10 protein-coding genes and 2 pseudogenes are annotated in these 15,969 nt (G+C 69.1%); 7 read left to right on the top strand and 5 right to left on the bottom strand.

What is annotated here, in order from left to right:
* The 3 genes from ETD85_RS49880 to ETD85_RS49870 form a co-directional block, all read right to left on the bottom strand.
* Nucleotides 1-521: transketolase family protein (locus tag ETD85_RS49880; RefSeq protein ID WP_420847327.1), on the bottom strand; the 521-nt coding region annotated here is incomplete at its 3' end.
* A complete protein-coding gene (locus ETD85_RS49875; protein ID WP_240779948.1) occupies nucleotides 518-1,369 on the bottom strand; it encodes a transketolase in 852 nt (283 codons plus the stop codon). The genes ETD85_RS49875 and ETD85_RS49880, both read right to left, overlap by 4 nt.
* 14 nt (nucleotides 1,370-1,383) lie before the next feature.
* Nucleotides 1,384-2,760, bottom strand: a complete 1,377-nt coding sequence (locus tag ETD85_RS49870; protein ID WP_138696881.1) for an MFS transporter — start codon at nucleotides 2,758-2,760, stop codon at nucleotides 1,384-1,386.
* A gap of 198 nt (nucleotides 2,761-2,958) precedes the next feature.
* Here ETD85_RS49870 and ETD85_RS49865 point away from each other — a divergent pair, with 198 nt between their 5' ends.
* Nucleotides 2,959-3,615 (top strand): GntR family transcriptional regulator, encoded by a 657-nt coding sequence (locus ETD85_RS49865; RefSeq protein WP_206059372.1) that lies wholly within the window; start codon nucleotides 2,959-2,961, stop codon nucleotides 3,613-3,615.
* Nucleotides 3,616-4,318: 703 nt separating this feature from the next.
* On the opposite strand, the pseudogene ETD85_RS67765 reads toward ETD85_RS49865, so the two are convergent.
* Nucleotides 4,319-5,496, bottom strand: a pseudogene (locus ETD85_RS67765) (Tn3 family transposase).
* Nucleotides 5,497-5,539: 43 nt separating this feature from the next.
* Between ETD85_RS67765 and ETD85_RS49845 the strand changes: the two are divergent.
* The 5 genes from ETD85_RS49845 to ETD85_RS49825 all read left to right on the top strand — a co-directional run bounded on the left by ETD85_RS49845 (nucleotide 5,540) and on the right by ETD85_RS49825 (nucleotide 11,875).
* On the top strand, nucleotides 5,540-5,824 hold the full coding sequence (locus ETD85_RS49845; RefSeq protein ID WP_138696877.1) for a hypothetical protein: 285 nt from the start codon (nucleotides 5,540-5,542) through the stop codon (nucleotides 5,822-5,824).
* 91 nt (nucleotides 5,825-5,915) lie between these two features.
* Nucleotides 5,916-6,674: an alpha-L-rhamnosidase-related protein gene (locus tag ETD85_RS49840; RefSeq protein ID WP_206059371.1), complete on the top strand. Its 759-nt coding sequence runs from the start codon at nucleotides 5,916-5,918 to the stop codon at nucleotides 6,672-6,674.
* 307 nt (nucleotides 6,675-6,981) lie between these two features.
* Nucleotides 6,982-8,046, top strand: a complete 1,065-nt coding sequence (locus tag ETD85_RS49835; protein ID WP_276617394.1) for a LacI family DNA-binding transcriptional regulator — start codon at nucleotides 6,982-6,984, stop codon at nucleotides 8,044-8,046.
* Nucleotides 8,047-8,224: 178 nt separating this feature from the next.
* Nucleotides 8,225-10,441 carry a rhamnogalacturonan lyase family protein gene (locus tag ETD85_RS49830; protein WP_138696875.1) on the top strand — a complete coding sequence of 739 codons (2,217 nt, stop codon included), beginning with the start codon at nucleotides 8,225-8,227 and terminating at the stop codon, nucleotides 10,439-10,441.
* Nucleotides 10,442-11,692: 1,251 nt separating this feature from the next.
* The gene (locus tag ETD85_RS49825) at nucleotides 11,693-11,875 is read left to right on the top strand and encodes a hypothetical protein (protein WP_240779946.1); all 183 of its coding nucleotides are present in this window, start codon (nucleotides 11,693-11,695) and stop codon (nucleotides 11,873-11,875) included.
* Here ETD85_RS49825 and ETD85_RS49820 read toward each other — a convergent pair.
* Nucleotides 11,872-14,646 carry a DUF7507 domain-containing protein gene (locus ETD85_RS49820; RefSeq protein WP_138696874.1) on the bottom strand — a complete coding sequence of 925 codons (2,775 nt, stop codon included), beginning with the start codon at nucleotides 14,644-14,646 and terminating at the stop codon, nucleotides 11,872-11,874. The genes ETD85_RS49825 and ETD85_RS49820 overlap by 4 nt on opposite strands.
* 1,161 nt (nucleotides 14,647-15,807) lie before the next feature.
* Here ETD85_RS49820 and ETD85_RS67760 point away from each other — a divergent pair.
* A pseudogene (locus ETD85_RS67760) lies at nucleotides 15,808-15,969 on the top strand (IS256 family transposase); the annotation flags it as partial.

Raw genomic sequence — 15,969 nt, 5'->3', positions numbered from 1 at the left:
GGGGTGGCGGCGAGGGCGGGTACGGCCTGTTCGATGTCCACGGCGTCGCACGGGTCGACGATGGTGAGGTTCGGGCAGCCGCGCAGGATGGCCAGGTCTTCGGTGGCCTGGTGGCTGGGCCCGTAGCCGGTGGTGAGGCCGGGCAGGGCGCCCACGACGTTGACGTTGAGCCGGGGCTCGGCGATGTCCAGGCAGAGGAAGTCGTAGGCGCGGCGGGTGGCGAACACCGAGTACGTGGAGGCGAAGGGCACCAGGCCGACTTCGGCCAGCCCCGCGGCGGCGCCGAACATGGCCTGCTCGGCCATGCCCATCTGGAAGAACCGCCCGGGGTGGGCGTCGCGGAAGACGTGCATGTCGGTGTACTTGGCGAGATCCGCGGACAGTCCGACGATCTCCGGGCGCTGCTCGGCGAGGCGGGACAGCGCGTGGCCGAAGGGGGCCGGGGTGGTGCGCAGGCCCGGGTCGGCGAACGAGGCGATCATCGCCGAGGTGGTGAGCCGTTTCGGCGCGGTACTGGTCATCGGCGCCGGCCCTCCTCGAGCTGGTCGCGGGCGATCTGCCATTCGTGCTGTTCCACGCGCATGAAGTGCGCCTTGTCACGGTTCTCCAGGAGCGGCACTCCGCAGCCGATGCGGGTGTCGCAGATCAGCACCGACGGCGCGGCGCGGTGCTCCCGCGACTGCTGGAAGGCGGCCAGCAGGGCGGGGATGTCGTTGCCGTCGACCCGGGTTGCGTGCCAGCCGAAGGCGCGCCATTTGTCGGCCACCGGCTCCGTGCGCAGGACTCCTGTGGTGGCACCGTCCGCCTGCAATCCGTTGACGTCGACGATCGCCGTCACGTTGCCGAGGCCGTGGTGGGCGCAGGCCAGGGCGGCCTCCCAGGTGGAGCCCTCGTCGAGCTCGCCGTCGGACAGCAGGTTGAACACGTGCGCCGAGCTGCCCGTGTGACGCAGGCCGAGGGCCATCCCGGCGGCCACCGCGAGGCCGTGCCCGAGGGAGCCGCCGGAGATCTCCACGCCGGGCGTGTACGAAGCCATGGCCGACATCGGCAGCCGCGAGTCGTCGGCGCCGTACGTCTGAAGCTCCTCGGCGGGGATGACGCCGGCTTCGGCGAGTGCGGCGTACAAGGCGATGGCGTAGTGGCCGATCGACAGCAGGAAACGGTCCCGGTCCGGCCAGCGCGGGTCGTCCGGGCGGTGGCGCAGCTGGCTGCCGTAGACGACGGCGAGGATGTCCGCGACGCCCAGCGCCTGGCCGATGTAGCCCTGGCCCTGTACTTCGGCCATCTGAAGCGCGTACCGCCGGATCCGGTGAGCAGCGGCACGCAGCCGCTCCTCGGAGGTGGTCGGTGAGGTGTGCAGTGACGTCACCGCGCATCCTCCTTTCATCCGTGGCTCGTCGTGGGACTCGTGCCGGTGCCGGTCGCGGTACCGGTCGCGGTGCGCGACGCTGCCTCCAGTGCCGCTACCCTTTCGCGTTCGGCCGGACCCCAGGTCTCCTGCGTCACCAGCGCGGCGAGCAGCCCCAGCAGCCCGTATCCGCTCACCAGCACGGCCGGCCCGATCCAGCCGAAGGCCGCGTACAGGGCCGTGGCCAGCAGCGGGGTGAACCCGGAGATGACGGCGGAGAGCTGGTAGGCCAGCGACGCCCCGCTCGTGCGGGTCTTGGCCGCGAACAGTTCGGAGAACCACGCCCCCTGCACCCCGGCCAGCGAGTTCTGGCAGATGGCGTAGCTGATGATGAACGCCGCCACGATCCAGACCGCCGCGCCCGTATTGACCATCAGGAACATCGGGACGCCCCACAGCAGCGTGATCGCGGTGCCCACCAGGTACACCGGTCGGCGTCCGACCTTGTCGGTCAGCGCGCCCCAAAGTGTCGTGGCGGCGATGCCGAGGCCGGCCGCCAGCATCAGCCCGGTCAGGGTGACGGATCGGTCCGCCAGCTTCTCACTCGTCAGGTAGGACAGCATGAAGGTCACCGTGACGGCGTAGCCGGCGGTCTCGGTGATGCGCAGGCAGAAGGCGCGCAGGACATTGCGCCAGTCGTCGCGCAGGACTTCCAGCAGCGGGTTCTTGACGATCTCCCCTTCCGCCTTCAGCTCTTCGAACTCCGGCGACTCCTCGATCTTGAGCCGGATGACGATGCCGACCACGATCAGCACCACGCTGAGCAGGAACGGCACCCGCCACGCCCACTGATCGCCGAGCGGGACGCTGACCAGGAAGGCCAGGTTGGCCAGCAGCAGGCCGACGGGGAAGCCCGCCTGGGTGATGCCGGTGTACAGGCCGCGCCGCCGCCAGGGCGCGTGCTCGAAGCACATCAGGATCGCGCCGCCCCACTCGGCGCCGAAGGCCAGCCCTTGCACCACCCGCACCGCGACCAGGAGGATCCCCGCCCAGACCCCCACTTGCTGGTAGGTCGGCAGCACCCCGATGAGCACCGTCGCGATGCCCATCAGCAGCAAGGAGCCGACCAGCACGGGCTTGCGGCCGATTTTGTCACCGAGATAGCCGCCGATGATCCCGCCGAGCGGCCGCACCGCGAACCCGATGCCCAGGGTCGCGAACGACAGCAGCGTCCCGGACAGCGGGTCGCTGGATGGGAAGAAGACGTCGTTGAAGTACAGGGCGGCGGCCGTGCCGAAGCCGATGAAGTCATACGTCTCGATCGTGGCGCCGATCGAGGTACCGAGGGCGACTTTCTTCTTCTCTGGTGTGCCGTCGATGGGGTGGCGTGGATTGATCTGCGTGTCAGCCATCTGCGTTCTCCAGGGGGGTGGAAGGACGGAGCGCGGCCCGCCCTCACGTCGGCCGACTGCTGACTGTTAACAGACGGCAGTACGACTGTGGCCAGCGTCACCCGACTCTGTCAAGAGAAGGATCGATCGAACTGTTAACAGTCGTCCTTTCAGCGGCGCCGCATTACGATGGGCACATCAGTGACCGAAGGAGTGTGCGTGACCAGCGTCGAACCCCTGTCCAGCCTCGACCGCAGCACCCTGCGTGAACGCGCGCTCCACGCCCTGCGCTCGGCGATCACCTCCGGGCAGTACCGGCCGGGCGACCACCTCGGGGAGGTCGAACTCGCCAACCGCCTGGGCATCAGCCGGGGCACCGTCCGCGAGGCCCTGCGCCATCTGCAGCAGGAAGGACTCGTCACCCCCGGCCACCGCGGCATGCTCCGCGTCAACACCCTGACCGCCAAGGAGATCAGAGGGCTCTACCAGGTGCGGGCCGCACTCGAAGGCCTGGCCGTGGCGACCATCATCAACTCCCCGCACCGCGACGCCGCCGTCCAGACGCTCCGCTCAGCCCTGGCCCTGCTCCGCGATGACCATGCCGACTTCCCCCAACGGGTGGCGGCCGACCTCGGATTCCACCTGCTGCTGTGCGAACTCGCCGACAACCCGATGCTGGTGGAGTCATGGAAGCACCTGGAAGGGCGCATCCGAGTAGCGATCATGAGCCACGACGCCACCCAACTGCCGGAGATCATGTCTCACGACCGGCACGCACCGATCCTCAAGGCGATCGAGCACGGTGACGTCTCCGCCGCGCGCAATGTCGTCGAAGACCACATGGCCGCCGCCGCCGAGCTATACGCCGGGGCGTAAGCCACCACACCGCCACGCCGCGACGATTTGATCGGAAGTCTCGGTGAACGCCGCCTCGCTCAGTCCCAAGGAGCGAACTGTGCCAGCTTCCCGATCTCGGCGAGCGGCGCGTCAGACACCGCCTACACCCACCTGCAGATGGCCGCCCGTTACCTAGGCAACCCCGGTCGAGCAAGACGCCTTTGAAGCATGGGTCTATGCCCGCAACTGCCTGCTGTACGAGAACGACCCTGGCCCCGCCGAACTCAACGTGGGGACCGCCACCGAATCGCACTTCGTCCCCCGTTCCGTGGCCTGGCAGCAGGGATACGCGATACGTCCTGATGGACTGCGACGGTGACCACGCCCGGCTGCTGGCCGCAGCCCGCGAATGCATCGCCGCTACCGCACCCGGCGCTACCGGCTGCCCAAGGGCGCGCCCTGGACCGACCCCCCTCCTTCAACCGCCTCACCCGGCGCACTGGCGCCGCCTATTCGACGGACGCCTTCGCCTTCGCCGTCGTCTACCAGATCTGCCGCACGTGCGGCCTGGGGTGGGTGGAAGATCCCCACACCGAAACCGAGTTCCGGCGCTCCGGCTGGCCCGCACGGCCCTGGCCGTGCTGCGCTTCGACTACCCAGGCCTGTCCTGGCACACCCTCGGTGGCCACTTCCGCGAGGCCGAACCCTTCTGGGAGGCGGTGGCAGCCGAGGTGCCGGGCGGCTACCGCCGGCGCCGTCCGCCACCCAGCTGCGGACGTTGAAAGGAATAGCGGCCGTGCACATTGATGTGCCGCCTGATAGATGGATTGAGCCGGGCCACATCGTCATCCAGCACTGGATAGCCCTGCGCCCGCAGCTGGCGCAAAGCGTCGTCAATGTAGACGGTGTTCCACAGCACCAAACAGTTCAAAACAATGCCCAAGGCTCCTAACTGATCCGCCATTCCCTCGTAGTAGCGCTGGAATACCTGGCTTTTGCGGCCGTGGAACACTTTCTGCGCCAGGTCGTGGCGGCCTTCCTGGAGGTTGCGGATGCCTTTGATGCCGCGCCGCATGCCCTCGTCATCGATCAGCGCCAGCACATGCAGACTCTTAAAAATCCGGCCGTAGGTGTTGATCGCCTCGCCCATCGCGGTTGGCCGGCCGTCGCGCTGCAGCATCCGCACCACGTCGTAGGGGTTGACGGCGCTGGTGTAGATGGAGCCGACCAGGCGCAGGATGTCCGGCCACCACCGGGCGACCTTGCCCAGATCCAGCCGCCCGCGCGCCAGCGCGTTCAGCGCCCGTAATCGGCATCGGCCTGCACCCGCCACAGCTTCTGGTCCGGCAGATCGGCCAGCGCCGGCCGATACTCCTTGTCGAGTAGATGCGCGAGCCCGAATACCAGATCGCTGTAAGATCCGGTATCGGTGACAATCACGTCGGCCCGGCGGCCCTCGCCCGAGCCGAAAATGACATCCAGCGCGTGCAGGCAATCCCGGTCCGTGCCGGACACGATTTTCCACGCGATACCGAACGCCTGATCATTGATCATATTCAGCCAGGTTATTCCACGCTTCGGTCCGAAATACTTTTTATTCGGCCGGGCGTACGCGGAGGGCACCGGGACGACAAACCGCATGCCGTCGATGGCCGCGACCAGGCCGCCGCCCAGCGCCTGAGCGAAACCGATCCCGGCCTGCTTGGCGATCAGGTGCGGGTTGGCCGCGTCGTAGTTGTCGGCGCGTAGGTAGGTGTGATCGACGTAGCCGAGCCGGTGCCGCTCCAGCGCGGGCACGCCCTTGACCGCGATCGGCCCGTAGGTGATGTTCAGCGCTTGCGCGGTCAGGCACGCCGCCACCGAGATGTCCAGGTTGTCCAGGTGCGGGCCGGTGCCGGCGATCGAGGTGAAGGCCTCCATGAACTTCGGGCACCAGCCCAGCACCTCCACGACCGCTTCGGAGATGTCCACCCGCGGCATCATCGCCATCCAGCCGCTCGGCGTGCTCGGCCGGCAGCTCCGCGGGGTCTTCGGGCAGGCCCAGGTCGGTCAACACGCTGTCCTTATCCGCCACCCACGCCGCGCCCTGCAGCATCTGGCCGAGGCCGGCCGGACCGCACCCGAGTTGCAGGCCGAGAGCCGCCACCAGAGCCTGTCCAGCCTCGGCCGCTACCTCCGTCTGGGCGAGGAAACCTCCGCCCGCATGACCGCCGAACACGATCCGGCAGCACGCCGACACACCCGCTGACAGCCTCTCGGCCTAACCTCGAAGGCGATCCCTGACAGGGCCAACGACTCTCGAATGTACTTCCTGGCACCTTCGTTAACGACAGGCCGAGATGGCGGAAACGGCGGCGCTGCTCGGCGAAGTCGAGGACCCCGCGCAGCTCGGCGCTCTCGCCGATCGGGTGCGCGCGGCCTTCCGCACGGAGTTCGTCACCCCCTCAGGCCGGATCGTGAACGAGTCCGCCACCGCCTACGCACTCGCCATCGTCTTCGGAATCCTCGACGAGGACCAGCGGCGAAAGGCCGGCGACCGGCTGGCCGCCCTCGTCTCCAAGTCCGGCTACCGGATCTCCACAGGGTTCGCCGGCACCCCGCTCGTCACCCATGCACTGAGCGGCACCGGTCACCTCGAGGAGGCGTATCTGCTGCTCACCGAGCTCGGCTGCCCGTCCTTCCTCTACCCGGTGACCATGGGCGCCACCACCATCTGGGAACGCTGGGACTCGATCCTGCCCGATGGCACCCTCAACTCCACCGGGATGACCTCCCGCAACCACTACGCGCTCGGAGCCGTCGCCGACTGGCTGCACCGCGTCGTGGGCGGCATCGAGCGCCTGGAGCCCGGCTACCGGCGAATGCGGATCGCACCGCGACCAGGCGGAGGACTGACCTGGGCACACGTCGCGCACGAGAGCGCGTATGGCCGGGCCCTCCTCGACGTCACCATCCCGGCGGGCACCACGGCCACCGTCGTTCTGCCCCTCCACCCGGACGGCGTCAGCGAGGCCATCGGGTCCGGCGCGCGTTCGTGGCGCTACGCCGTCGCTTCATCGAGCGAAACCGACGTGGAGTACACCATGGACACTCCCTGAGACATCTGTCCGCGAACGGCGTGCTCTGGCAGGCCGTCACCGAGGCGTTCGAGAAACATTTCCCGGGAGTCCCGCTCGATCCCTCCGCTCCGGAAACCGCAGCCGCATCCCTCAACCTCGTGCTCCAGCACATCCCCGGCTCCTCGGCGGGCCTGGAGCGTGACCTCCGCAACGCCCTGAACCCGGATCGATCCCGCTGATGTCTTCGATCCCTGGCGATCTGATAGCGCCGGGTCAGCCACTCGGCCGGTGCCCTGCTGGCCGGCTACCCCTCGAGGACCGGCTGGCATGGCTTCGAAGCGCGCCCGTGGTACTGCCAGTATATGGTGCTGCGGTGAATGGGGACGATTCGGTCGGGCCGCGCCGCCCTGGTATGCGTCAGGTCGCACGAGAGGCCGGTGTTTCACCGACAACCGTGAGCAACGTCCTCAACAATCCCGAACTGGTCGCCGAGGGGACGCGCCGGCGCGTGCACGCGGCGATGGAGCGCATGGGGTATCTGCCCGACAGCGCCGCCAGACGGTTACGGGGGATACCCAGTCCGCTGGTCGGCGCGGTGACGCTGGACATCGCCGGGCCGTTCTTCACCGAGGTGTGCCGGGGGGTGGAGGACCGGCTGCTTCAGGACGGCTGCATGCTCATGACCTGCAGCACCGACTTGCAGCCGGGGCGAGAGCAGCACTACCTGCGGGAGTTGGAGAAGCAGCGCGTGCGCGGCGTGCTCATCACCCCGGTCGAGGCCGATCTGGACTCGCTGGTCGCCCTGGCCGGGCGTGGTGTCCCGGTGGTGCTGCTGGACCACAGGTCCGACGGCCGGCTGTGCTCGGTGTCTGTCGACAACCAGTGGGGTGGTGAGCAGGTCGCGGGACACCTGATCGCCTTGGGGCACCGGCGGATCGCGTTGCTCAGTGCCGCGATCGAGGTGCAGCAGACCGCCGAGCGTCACGCCGGCGTGCGCAAGGCGTTCCTCAAGGCCGGCCTGGACCCCGGCCGGGGGGTGCTGGACGTCCGGGTGCCGTCGCCCGATATCACCGAGACCGCCGCGGCGGCGTTGGAGGATGTGCTGGGCGCGGCTGATCCGCCCACCGCGATTCTCTGCCTCAACGACGCGGCGGCGCTGGGCGTGATCGGGGGCTTGAAGGAGCGAGGGGTCGCGGTGCCGGGCGAGATGTCGGTCGTGGGGTACGACGACGTGGCGTTCGCCGCCCAGCTCGCCCCGCCTCTGACCACCGTGTGGCAGCCGAAGCGGGAGCTGGGCCGGGTCGCGGCGGAACTGCTGCTGGACGAGGCCCGGGCGGGGCACCGGCATCAGAAGCTGGTCTACCGGCCGCAGCTGGTCGTCCGCGAGTCGACCGCGGCCCCCTGCCGTTGACGCGTCCGGGCTCCGAAAGTTTCAGAACAGGTGCGGCCTTCTTCCCACCGCTGACCTGAAAGGAAACAATCCCGGCAGAGGATGAAGATCGGCGTCTCGTTGACACTCTGATCAGGACCTTCTTACGGTGTGCTCGCTCGACACCTCCCCAGAGGTCCGCCCATCGATTGGACGCTCAATGAAACGTTTATCCCTGCTCTCCACGGTGCTCGGCAGCACCGTATGCCTGGTGGCCGCGGGCGCGGTCGCCCTGCAGTCGCCTGCCGCCGCGGCGGTGGCCTGCGAGGTGGACTACGCCGTCACCACCCAGTGGGCCGGTGGATTCACCGGCAACGTGACCATTCAGAACGTGGGCGAGGCGATCAACGGCTGGCACCTGGACTGGTCGTTCACCGCCGGACAGCGGATCACCCAGGCGTGGAACGCCACGGCCACCCAGAACGGCCCGGCCGTCAGGGCGCAGGACGCGGGTTACAACGCCGCGATCCCCCAGGGCGGCAGCACGACGTTCGGCTTCAACGACTCCTGGAACGGCGCCAACCCGGCGCCCGACTCGTTCGCGCTCAACGGCGTCACCTGCACCGGCGAAGGCGGCGAGCCCACCCCCACCGTCACCCCCACGGTCACTCCTACGGTCACCCCGACCTCCGTTCCCGAGGATGCCAAGCAGGCCGAAGACCTCGACCGAGGCCTGATCAGTGTCCGCTCCGGCAACGGCAACCTGGTCTCCTGGCGGCTGCTGGGTACCGAGCCCCGTACGACGTCCTTCAACCTCTATCGGGGCGGCACGCGCCTGGCGACCGTCACGGACTCCACCAATTACCTGGACTCCGGGGCCGCTTCGGACGCCTCCTACACAGTTCGCCCGCTCAGCGGCGACACCGAGGGCCCCGCCTCGGAGAGCTCGCTGCGCTTCGGCAGCGGCTACCTCGACGTGCCGATCACACCACCGTCCTCCGGCCACCACGCCAACGACGCCAGTACCGGCGACCTCGACGGCGACGGCCGCCTGGACCTGGTGCTGAAGTGGGAGGCCAACAACTCCAAGGACAACTCCCAGTCCGGCGTGACCGACCCGGTCTACCTCGACGGCATCAGGCTGGACGGCACCCGCCTGTGGCGCATCAACCTGGGCCGCAACATCCGCGCCGGCGCCCACTACACCCAGTTCCAGGTCTACGACTACGACGGCGACGGCAAGGCCGAGGTCGCCATGAAGACCGCCGACGGCACCGTCGACGGCCGCGGCACCGTCATCGGCAACGCGAGCGCCGACCACCGCAACTCCGGCGGCTACATCCTGTCCGGCCCCGAGTACCTGACCATGTTCAACGGCCAGACCGGCGCGGCGATGTCGACGGTGAACTACGACCCGCCCCGCGGCAACGTCTCCTCCTGGGGCGACAACTACGGCAACCGCGTGGACCGGTTCCTGGCCGGCACCGCCTACCTGGACGGGCAGCGGCCCAGCCTCATCATGGCCCGCGGCTACTACACCCGCGCCGTGATCGCCGCCTGGGACTTCCGCGACGGCCGCCTCGTCAAGCGCTGGACGTTCGACACCAACGCCTCCGGCAACGGCTCCTACGCCGGCCAGGGCAATCACAGCCTCACCGTCGGCGACGTGGACGGCGACGGCCGCGACGAGATCCTGTACGGGGCCGCGACCATCGACGACAACGGCGCCCGCCTGTGGAACGTCGGCTGGGGCCACGGCGACGCCGCCCACCTCGGCGATCTCAACCCGGGCCGGGCGGGCCAGGAGTACGTGAAGATCTCCGAGTCGGCCAACCGGCCGGGCCTGTACATGGTCGACGCCCGTACCGGCCAGGTGCTGTGGCAGACCGGCACCGGCGCGGGCTCCGACGGCGAGGGCCCGGCCCGCGGCGTGTCCGCCGACGTCTACGCCGGCAGTTCCGGCGCCGAGTCCTGGGCCGCCGGCGCGGGACAGAACGGGCTGCGCAACACCTCCGGAACGGTCATCGGCCGCCAGCCGTCCTCGGCCAACTTCCTGTCCTGGTGGGACGGCGACCCCGTGCGCGAACTGCTGGACCAGACCAGGATCGACAAGTACGGCACCGGCGGCGAGACCCGCCTGCTGACCGCCTCCGGCGTGCACAGCAACAACGGCACCAAGGCCACCCCGTCACTGGCGGGCGACATCCTCGGCGACTGGCGCGAAGAGGTCATCTGGCCCACCACCGACAACCGCGCCCTGCGCATCTACGCCACACCCCACCTGACCACCGTCAAGATCCACACGCTGCTGCACGATCCGCAGTACCGAGTGGCTCTGGCCTGGCAGAACACCGCCTACAACCAGCCGCCGCACCCGAGCTTCTTCATCGGCAACGGCATGAGCACCCCGCCCCAGCCCAACGTGTACCTGCGCTGACGCCTGCCGAGCATTCCGCGGATGAGGACGGCGGAGCACCCGGCTATGTGCGCTTCTGGCCTGGCCGCGACAATGACCATGCTGTCCCGCCAGCGGCGGGGCACGCCTGGAAGCCACCGAGACGCGGCCAGCTCGGTGAAGCGGCAGCCGAAGGTCGGGGAGCGGCGTCCTGCGGATTGAGGAAGTCGTCCCCGGCCGGCGGGGACTGAACGGGCGCTGTTGCTAGCATCGCCGGCTCCTGCACCCAGCTCGGCGATGCTGGCGTCGTGGTCGCGGAGCGTGCGCACGACGGTGGCCGCCAAGAGGGCGCCGGCCCCTGTTGGCGGCGCCTTGGGTGATGACCAAGCGGGAAGCGATCTCGCGGAGGCTGAGGTCCTGACCGCGCAGATACAGCACCACGGACATCAGGCTCCCATCCGCGGCGCCGCCGATCTCCTTGCTGTCCCTGCCGTCCTTGCGGGCGCTTGGTGGCCCTTCAAGGTGCGGTCGCGGATGTCTTAGCGTCCCCTGAGGGGGCTGCGAGCACGGTGAACACCACGCCGGACGGATCGTGGCTGCCTTGCAACTCGGCGGTGAGGGACTTCAGGCGGAGCCGCAGGCGCGCAGTCGTTCGGCGAACTCGGCCAGGGACAGGATCGCGGCGGGCACGCACCGGGAGGGCCGGACGCCGGACGGCTGTTTCATAGGCGTTCACGGTGAAACGTCCCTCGGGCGTGTCAGGTGCGCTCGGTGTCTTGCCGCTGATCGGGGTGTTCGTGGGTGGCGGCCCAGGAGGCGAGGCCTTCCCACGGTATCGCCAGTGCACTCGCTTCGGCTTGTCGGCGAACTGCATCCAGAGCATGAAGTCCCGAGCGTCCTCGCGTACAGCACGGTCCCATTCGAGGTCGCCGACCGCCCCACAAGAACCTCCACCAGCGCAGCAGGTCCATGCCGTAAGACCGGAGCGTCGATGCGGGGCTGCCGGCGGCCAGCAGGTCGGTGACGTACGTGGTCACGGGCCCGACCCGGACCCCATGTGCGTCCAGCAGTCGGTACGGCTCCCACATGATTTAGTTCAGTCAACAGGCCTTAGGCAGGTAGGGGTAAACCGCACATGCCTGACGATATCCAGGGGTTGTCAGCCATGTAGGTCATGTAAGCCGTGTGCGCCGGCGTCAGCCAGGTCGAGACCGTGCTCAACGTCGTCGGACTCGGGCGGGTCATCCAGAGCGGTTCGCCGGGCTGGTCGGGGTCCTGCTGAACGATCCCCTGATGTTCGGCTACTGCTACACGCAGCTCACCGGCGTCTTCCAGGAGCAGAGCGGGTTCTACCGCTTCGACCGTACGAGCAAGCTGGACGTGTCCCGGATCCGCGCGGTCCAGCTCCGCCCCGCCGCCATCGAAGCCGCCACCGAGGTGGCCACCGGGGCGGCCACCTCGGAAGCACATGGCTAGCTCGCCAGACCGGAGTTGATCTCGGCGAGCACCTGGGTCGCCTTCGTGTAGCGGACGAGGTTGTCCAGCGTGGGCGGCTGCGCGAGGGTGGCCTGGGCGTGGCGGACGGCCTCGCCCACCGTCCGCACCCCCAGGGCCCGCGCGGTGAGGCCGTCCACGGCGGTGCCGGCGTTGATCCGGCGGCCGGCCAGGTTGAGCATGGTGGCCAGCAGTTCGGCCCGCAGTGTGCGCGGCTGCGTCAGCGGCAGGGTGAGGACGGCGGTGGACTCCCGCAGGGAGAGCGCGCCGTTCGCGGCCGAGCCGTCGGCGCCGTCGAAGCGGTCGTCGGTGGCCTGGACGCGGGCGAGCGCCTCGGCGGTGCGCAGGTCGGGCCGCAGCGCCCAGAACGTGACCAGCCCGGGGTCGCGGCTGGGGGAGACGGTCGTGATCCGCGTTTCCGCCGTCGCGGCGGCGGGGCTGGTGGGGCACGGGCCGGAGCCGTCGGCGCTCAGCGAGACCGGCACGATGACCGTCGCCGCGTCCAGGAGCAGCAGGCTCGGCCGCGCGGTGAAGGCGATCGTGCCGGTCCCCGTGCCGGCGGGCAGCGTGCCGATGGCCCAGCGCAGCGTGGTGGTGCCGTCGGTGTTCCTGCTCACGGAGCCGGGGCGGGGCCCGGCGCCCTGGTCGAGCGCGGCGCTGTAGTAGAGGCCGGCGGGCAGCGTGGCGGTGAGCGTGGCGCCGGAGGCCGCGGCCCCGCCGGTGTTGCGGTAGGTCAGGGTGTAGGCGGCGGCCTCGCCGGCGTTGACGGTGGCGGGCGCGGTGGCCGCCACGCCGATCACCGGCCGGTGCACCGTGGTGGACACCCCGGCGGCGTTGTCGGACAGGGTGCCGGTCTCGGCGTATCCGCGCTCGTTGGTCCCCGACACGGCCGCCTTGTTCGTCAGGACCGTCCCGTCCGTGGTCGCACAGGGGATGTCGTAGGTGAACGTCTCCCGCGCGGAGCCGCCCGCCGGCACGTCGGACGTCGTGCGGTGGACGACGTCGCCGCCGGGCATCGTGTCGTCGATCTTCACCGCCGTGGCGGTGGCGGGTCCCTTGTTGCCCACGGCCACGGTGTAGGTGAGCCGGTCGCCGGGGGAGGCGTCCTGCCTGTCCACGGTCTTGGCGGCGGTGAGGTCGATCGGCGGGTTGAGACTCGCGGCGGCCTCGGCGGTGATCTCGGCGCTGCCCAGGCCGAGCACGCCCTTGTGCGCGCCGTCCTCGAACCAGGGGCTCTCGCGGAAGTTGAGGTTCAGGTGGTCCCAGTCGTTCCAGGAGGTGAGGGTCTGCTTGGGGGAGACGGGGCAGGACGTGGTGTCGGGGCCCATGATGATGTGGTTGACGTCCCCGGACTGGCTCGTCGCGCTGGTGCCGTCGCCATTCCAGTCGACCGGCTTGTTGGCCGGCGTGGTCAGCGCGACTCCGGGTTTCCCGGCCACCACCGTCCCGTACACGACCGTCGCGCTACCCGCTCCCGGCAGGGCGTCGCCCACCTCGTCGAGACCCTGGTCCTCGTTCATGGGGGCGCGCTCCTGGGGCTGGTAGTCCAGGGGGCGGGACGCGGTGGACGCCGTGGGGAACTGGTAGGAGTAGTTCATGACGCTCAGGTAGTTCGGCTTGCAGTTGACGCTGTCCAGGCCGCCGTGCTGCAGCCCGAGCGTGTGGCCGAGCTCGTGCATGAACGTGCCCGCCTCCGCCGCGGTCTGGCCGCCGTTGGCGGTGATCCGCGTGTTGTCCCACGCGCCGAGCGAGATGACGAAGTCGTTGCCGCCCGGCAGGGCGACGCGGGCCAAGTGGGCCAGGTCGACGTGCTGCTGGGTGTCGTCGCCCGCCTCGGCCTGGCCCGACGTGGTGCCGAGGCCGGTCAGCCCGTGCACCGACACGGCGTAGCGGAACGCCAGCCGCTTGGCGCCCAGGATGTTCTCGCAGTTGCGTGAGATCCGGTCGAGCACGTCGCCGAAGTTCCCGTCGCAGGCGATGGCGGGGTCGCCGAACTTGACATCGTCGAAGTCGTCCCAGCTACCGGGGCTCTTGGTGTCGAACGTGATCCGCTCCGCCTCGCCGGCCCGCTCCCCGGTATAGACGTGCAGGGTGATGCCGTGCGCCGCGAAGGCGGTCACCACCCGGCTGATGGCGTTCGGGTCGAACTCCCTGGAACGCTGGCAGTACGACGCCAGGCAGAACATCGCGTCCAGCTCGACGAAGATGTCCTTCTTGTTCGGGTCGGCGCTGTACGGGGGCTGGTTCAGCGCGAGATCGACCGTGCCGTCCTGGTCGTAGTCGATGCCGTTGATCTCCCAGGCGTCCAGCAGCCCGTCCTGGTCGGTGTCACGGCCGGTGTGCACCTTCAGGTTGGTGGAGCAGGTGCCGATCGTCGTGTCGCCCGACAGTGTCGAGGTGATGTCGATCCGCAGGCCGCTCGCGTCACCGAGGCCCTCCGCGTACGCCGGCGGCAGGTCGAATTCCCCCTGCACCAGCCCCGTCTCGGCGGATAATAACTGCCGGTAGAACGGCGTGGCGTGCCAGTAGTGGAAGCCGGCCTCCACCGTGGCGGTGAACCAGCCGCTCTCCTGGCTGTCGTTGAGGAAGGTGATACGGGCACGGGGCCGCTCGCCCTCCGCGAGCGACAGGGGCGAGGTCCCGAGGAACTCGCACTCACCGTGCACCGCGCCGTCGGCGTGCCCCGCGGGGGCGCCGAGCAGGGCGGCGACGACGAATAAGACGAGCGGCACGATCACGCGGCGGATAAGCATGGGCCGAGTGTCGGCGCCCGCGCTCGTGCCGTCATGAGTAACCCGTACTCATCCTGTTCCGGTGGCGGCCACAACCTGGCCGCCACCCCTGCGACGGTGGTTCCACAGCCGGGCAACAATGAAGGAGCCGAATATGTCCGTCCAGTCCATCACTCATCTGAACTTCCGGAGCGAGGCGAGGCGCGAGCCCGATCGCCGACATGTACACCGGCCATGGCTCGACTGTCCGCGCAGACTCCAGCAGTTCGCAAATGGCACGCTGGATCTTCCCCGGCCCACGGCTCATCAGCACAGCGTAAGTGTTGAGGCGTTTCGGCGCGCGCCACCTCAACACTTACCGCCCTCGGCCCACTTGCCTAACGTGCCTCAACGCTGACCGGGCCGCTGACCTGCATGATCACTTGAGAACCCAAGATAACTATGGTGGTGTCGCAGAGCACGAGGGCGTCGACGCGGTCGTCGTCCCAGCGGACCAGGGTGAGCGCGGCGGACGGGGAGTGGCCGGGCTGGAGATCGGGGACAGTGAAGGTCTACCCCGGCGCCGCGCACGCGATCAACGGCGAGCCCCCGGGCGAGATCGCCGCCGACCTCGCCGCATTCCTGGCCGCGAGCTGACACGATCACGCGGGTCCAGACAAATACGAAACTGCGGTTGCGTAAATCCGGGGCCAAGGATAGCGGTAACCCGGCCTCGGCCGGTGTCCAGCACTTGATGAGGTCCTCCAGCTCCCACTGTCTGCGCATCGGCAGGAATCCTTTCTCCCCGATCGCTATAGGCCCTCCGCTCCCGAACGTGCCCCCAGCCGCCAGGTAGCCGATCGCAGGTCCTCAGTCGTTGTCGGTCACTCTGATTCCGGGGACGTCGTGGGAGTGGAGGTCCTTGGCCTGGTGGCGAGTGGAGCAGTCGTGGTCCGTCGAGGATGATCTCGGCGATGTGTGCGGAGCGTTCGCGGCTGGTGTCCGCGTCGGGATGTCGCATCGCGGCGAAGGCGCCCGCGACGATTGCTATTACCTCGTCGACTGTCACGGCGTGACATACGACACACCGGTGGTGGTCCTGCTGACAGGCAGACGTGATCAGCCCGCCGAGCCGGTAGAGCGCATCAGGGCGGGGGACTGTACGGTTTTCGGTGTAACTCCTGATCATGGAGAACGCACCTGATGAGTACTGTGATCCAGGCATCGACGGAGATCGACCTGGAGGACGCCGCAGTGGCGCGCAAGAAGCCCGAGAACTCGACGGATCGGGAGCTGGTGGCCAGGCTGGTCGACCAGGCCCGGGCCGAGGGAGTGGAACTGGTCGGTGAGAACGGGCTGCTGGGC

This window comes from Nonomuraea zeae (assembly GCF_005889725.1).
Classification (GTDB): Bacteria; Actinomycetota; Actinomycetes; order Streptosporangiales; family Streptosporangiaceae; genus Nonomuraea; species Nonomuraea zeae.
This window is presented reverse-complemented; position numbering and strand designations above follow the sequence as displayed.

Bases quoted from the DNA above. Each gene is read 5' to 3' on its own strand.
- ETD85_RS49840 (WP_206059371.1), top strand. From the start codon at position 5,916: ATGGCGGAAACGGCGGCGCTGCTCGGCGAAGTCGAGGACCCCGCGCAG.
- ETD85_RS49870 (WP_138696881.1), bottom strand. From the start codon at position 2,760: ATGGCTGACACGCAGATCAATCCACGCCACCCCATCGACGGCACACCA.
- ETD85_RS49845 (WP_138696877.1), top strand. From the start codon at position 5,540: ATGTCCACCCGCGGCATCATCGCCATCCAGCCGCTCGGCGTGCTCGGC.
- ETD85_RS49825 (WP_240779946.1), top strand. From the start codon at position 11,693: ATGTTCGGCTACTGCTACACGCAGCTCACCGGCGTCTTCCAGGAGCAG.
- ETD85_RS49820 (WP_138696874.1), bottom strand. From the start codon at position 14,646: ATGCTTATCCGCCGCGTGATCGTGCCGCTCGTCTTATTCGTCGTCGCC.
- ETD85_RS49830 (WP_138696875.1), top strand. From the start codon at position 8,225: ATGAAACGTTTATCCCTGCTCTCCACGGTGCTCGGCAGCACCGTATGC.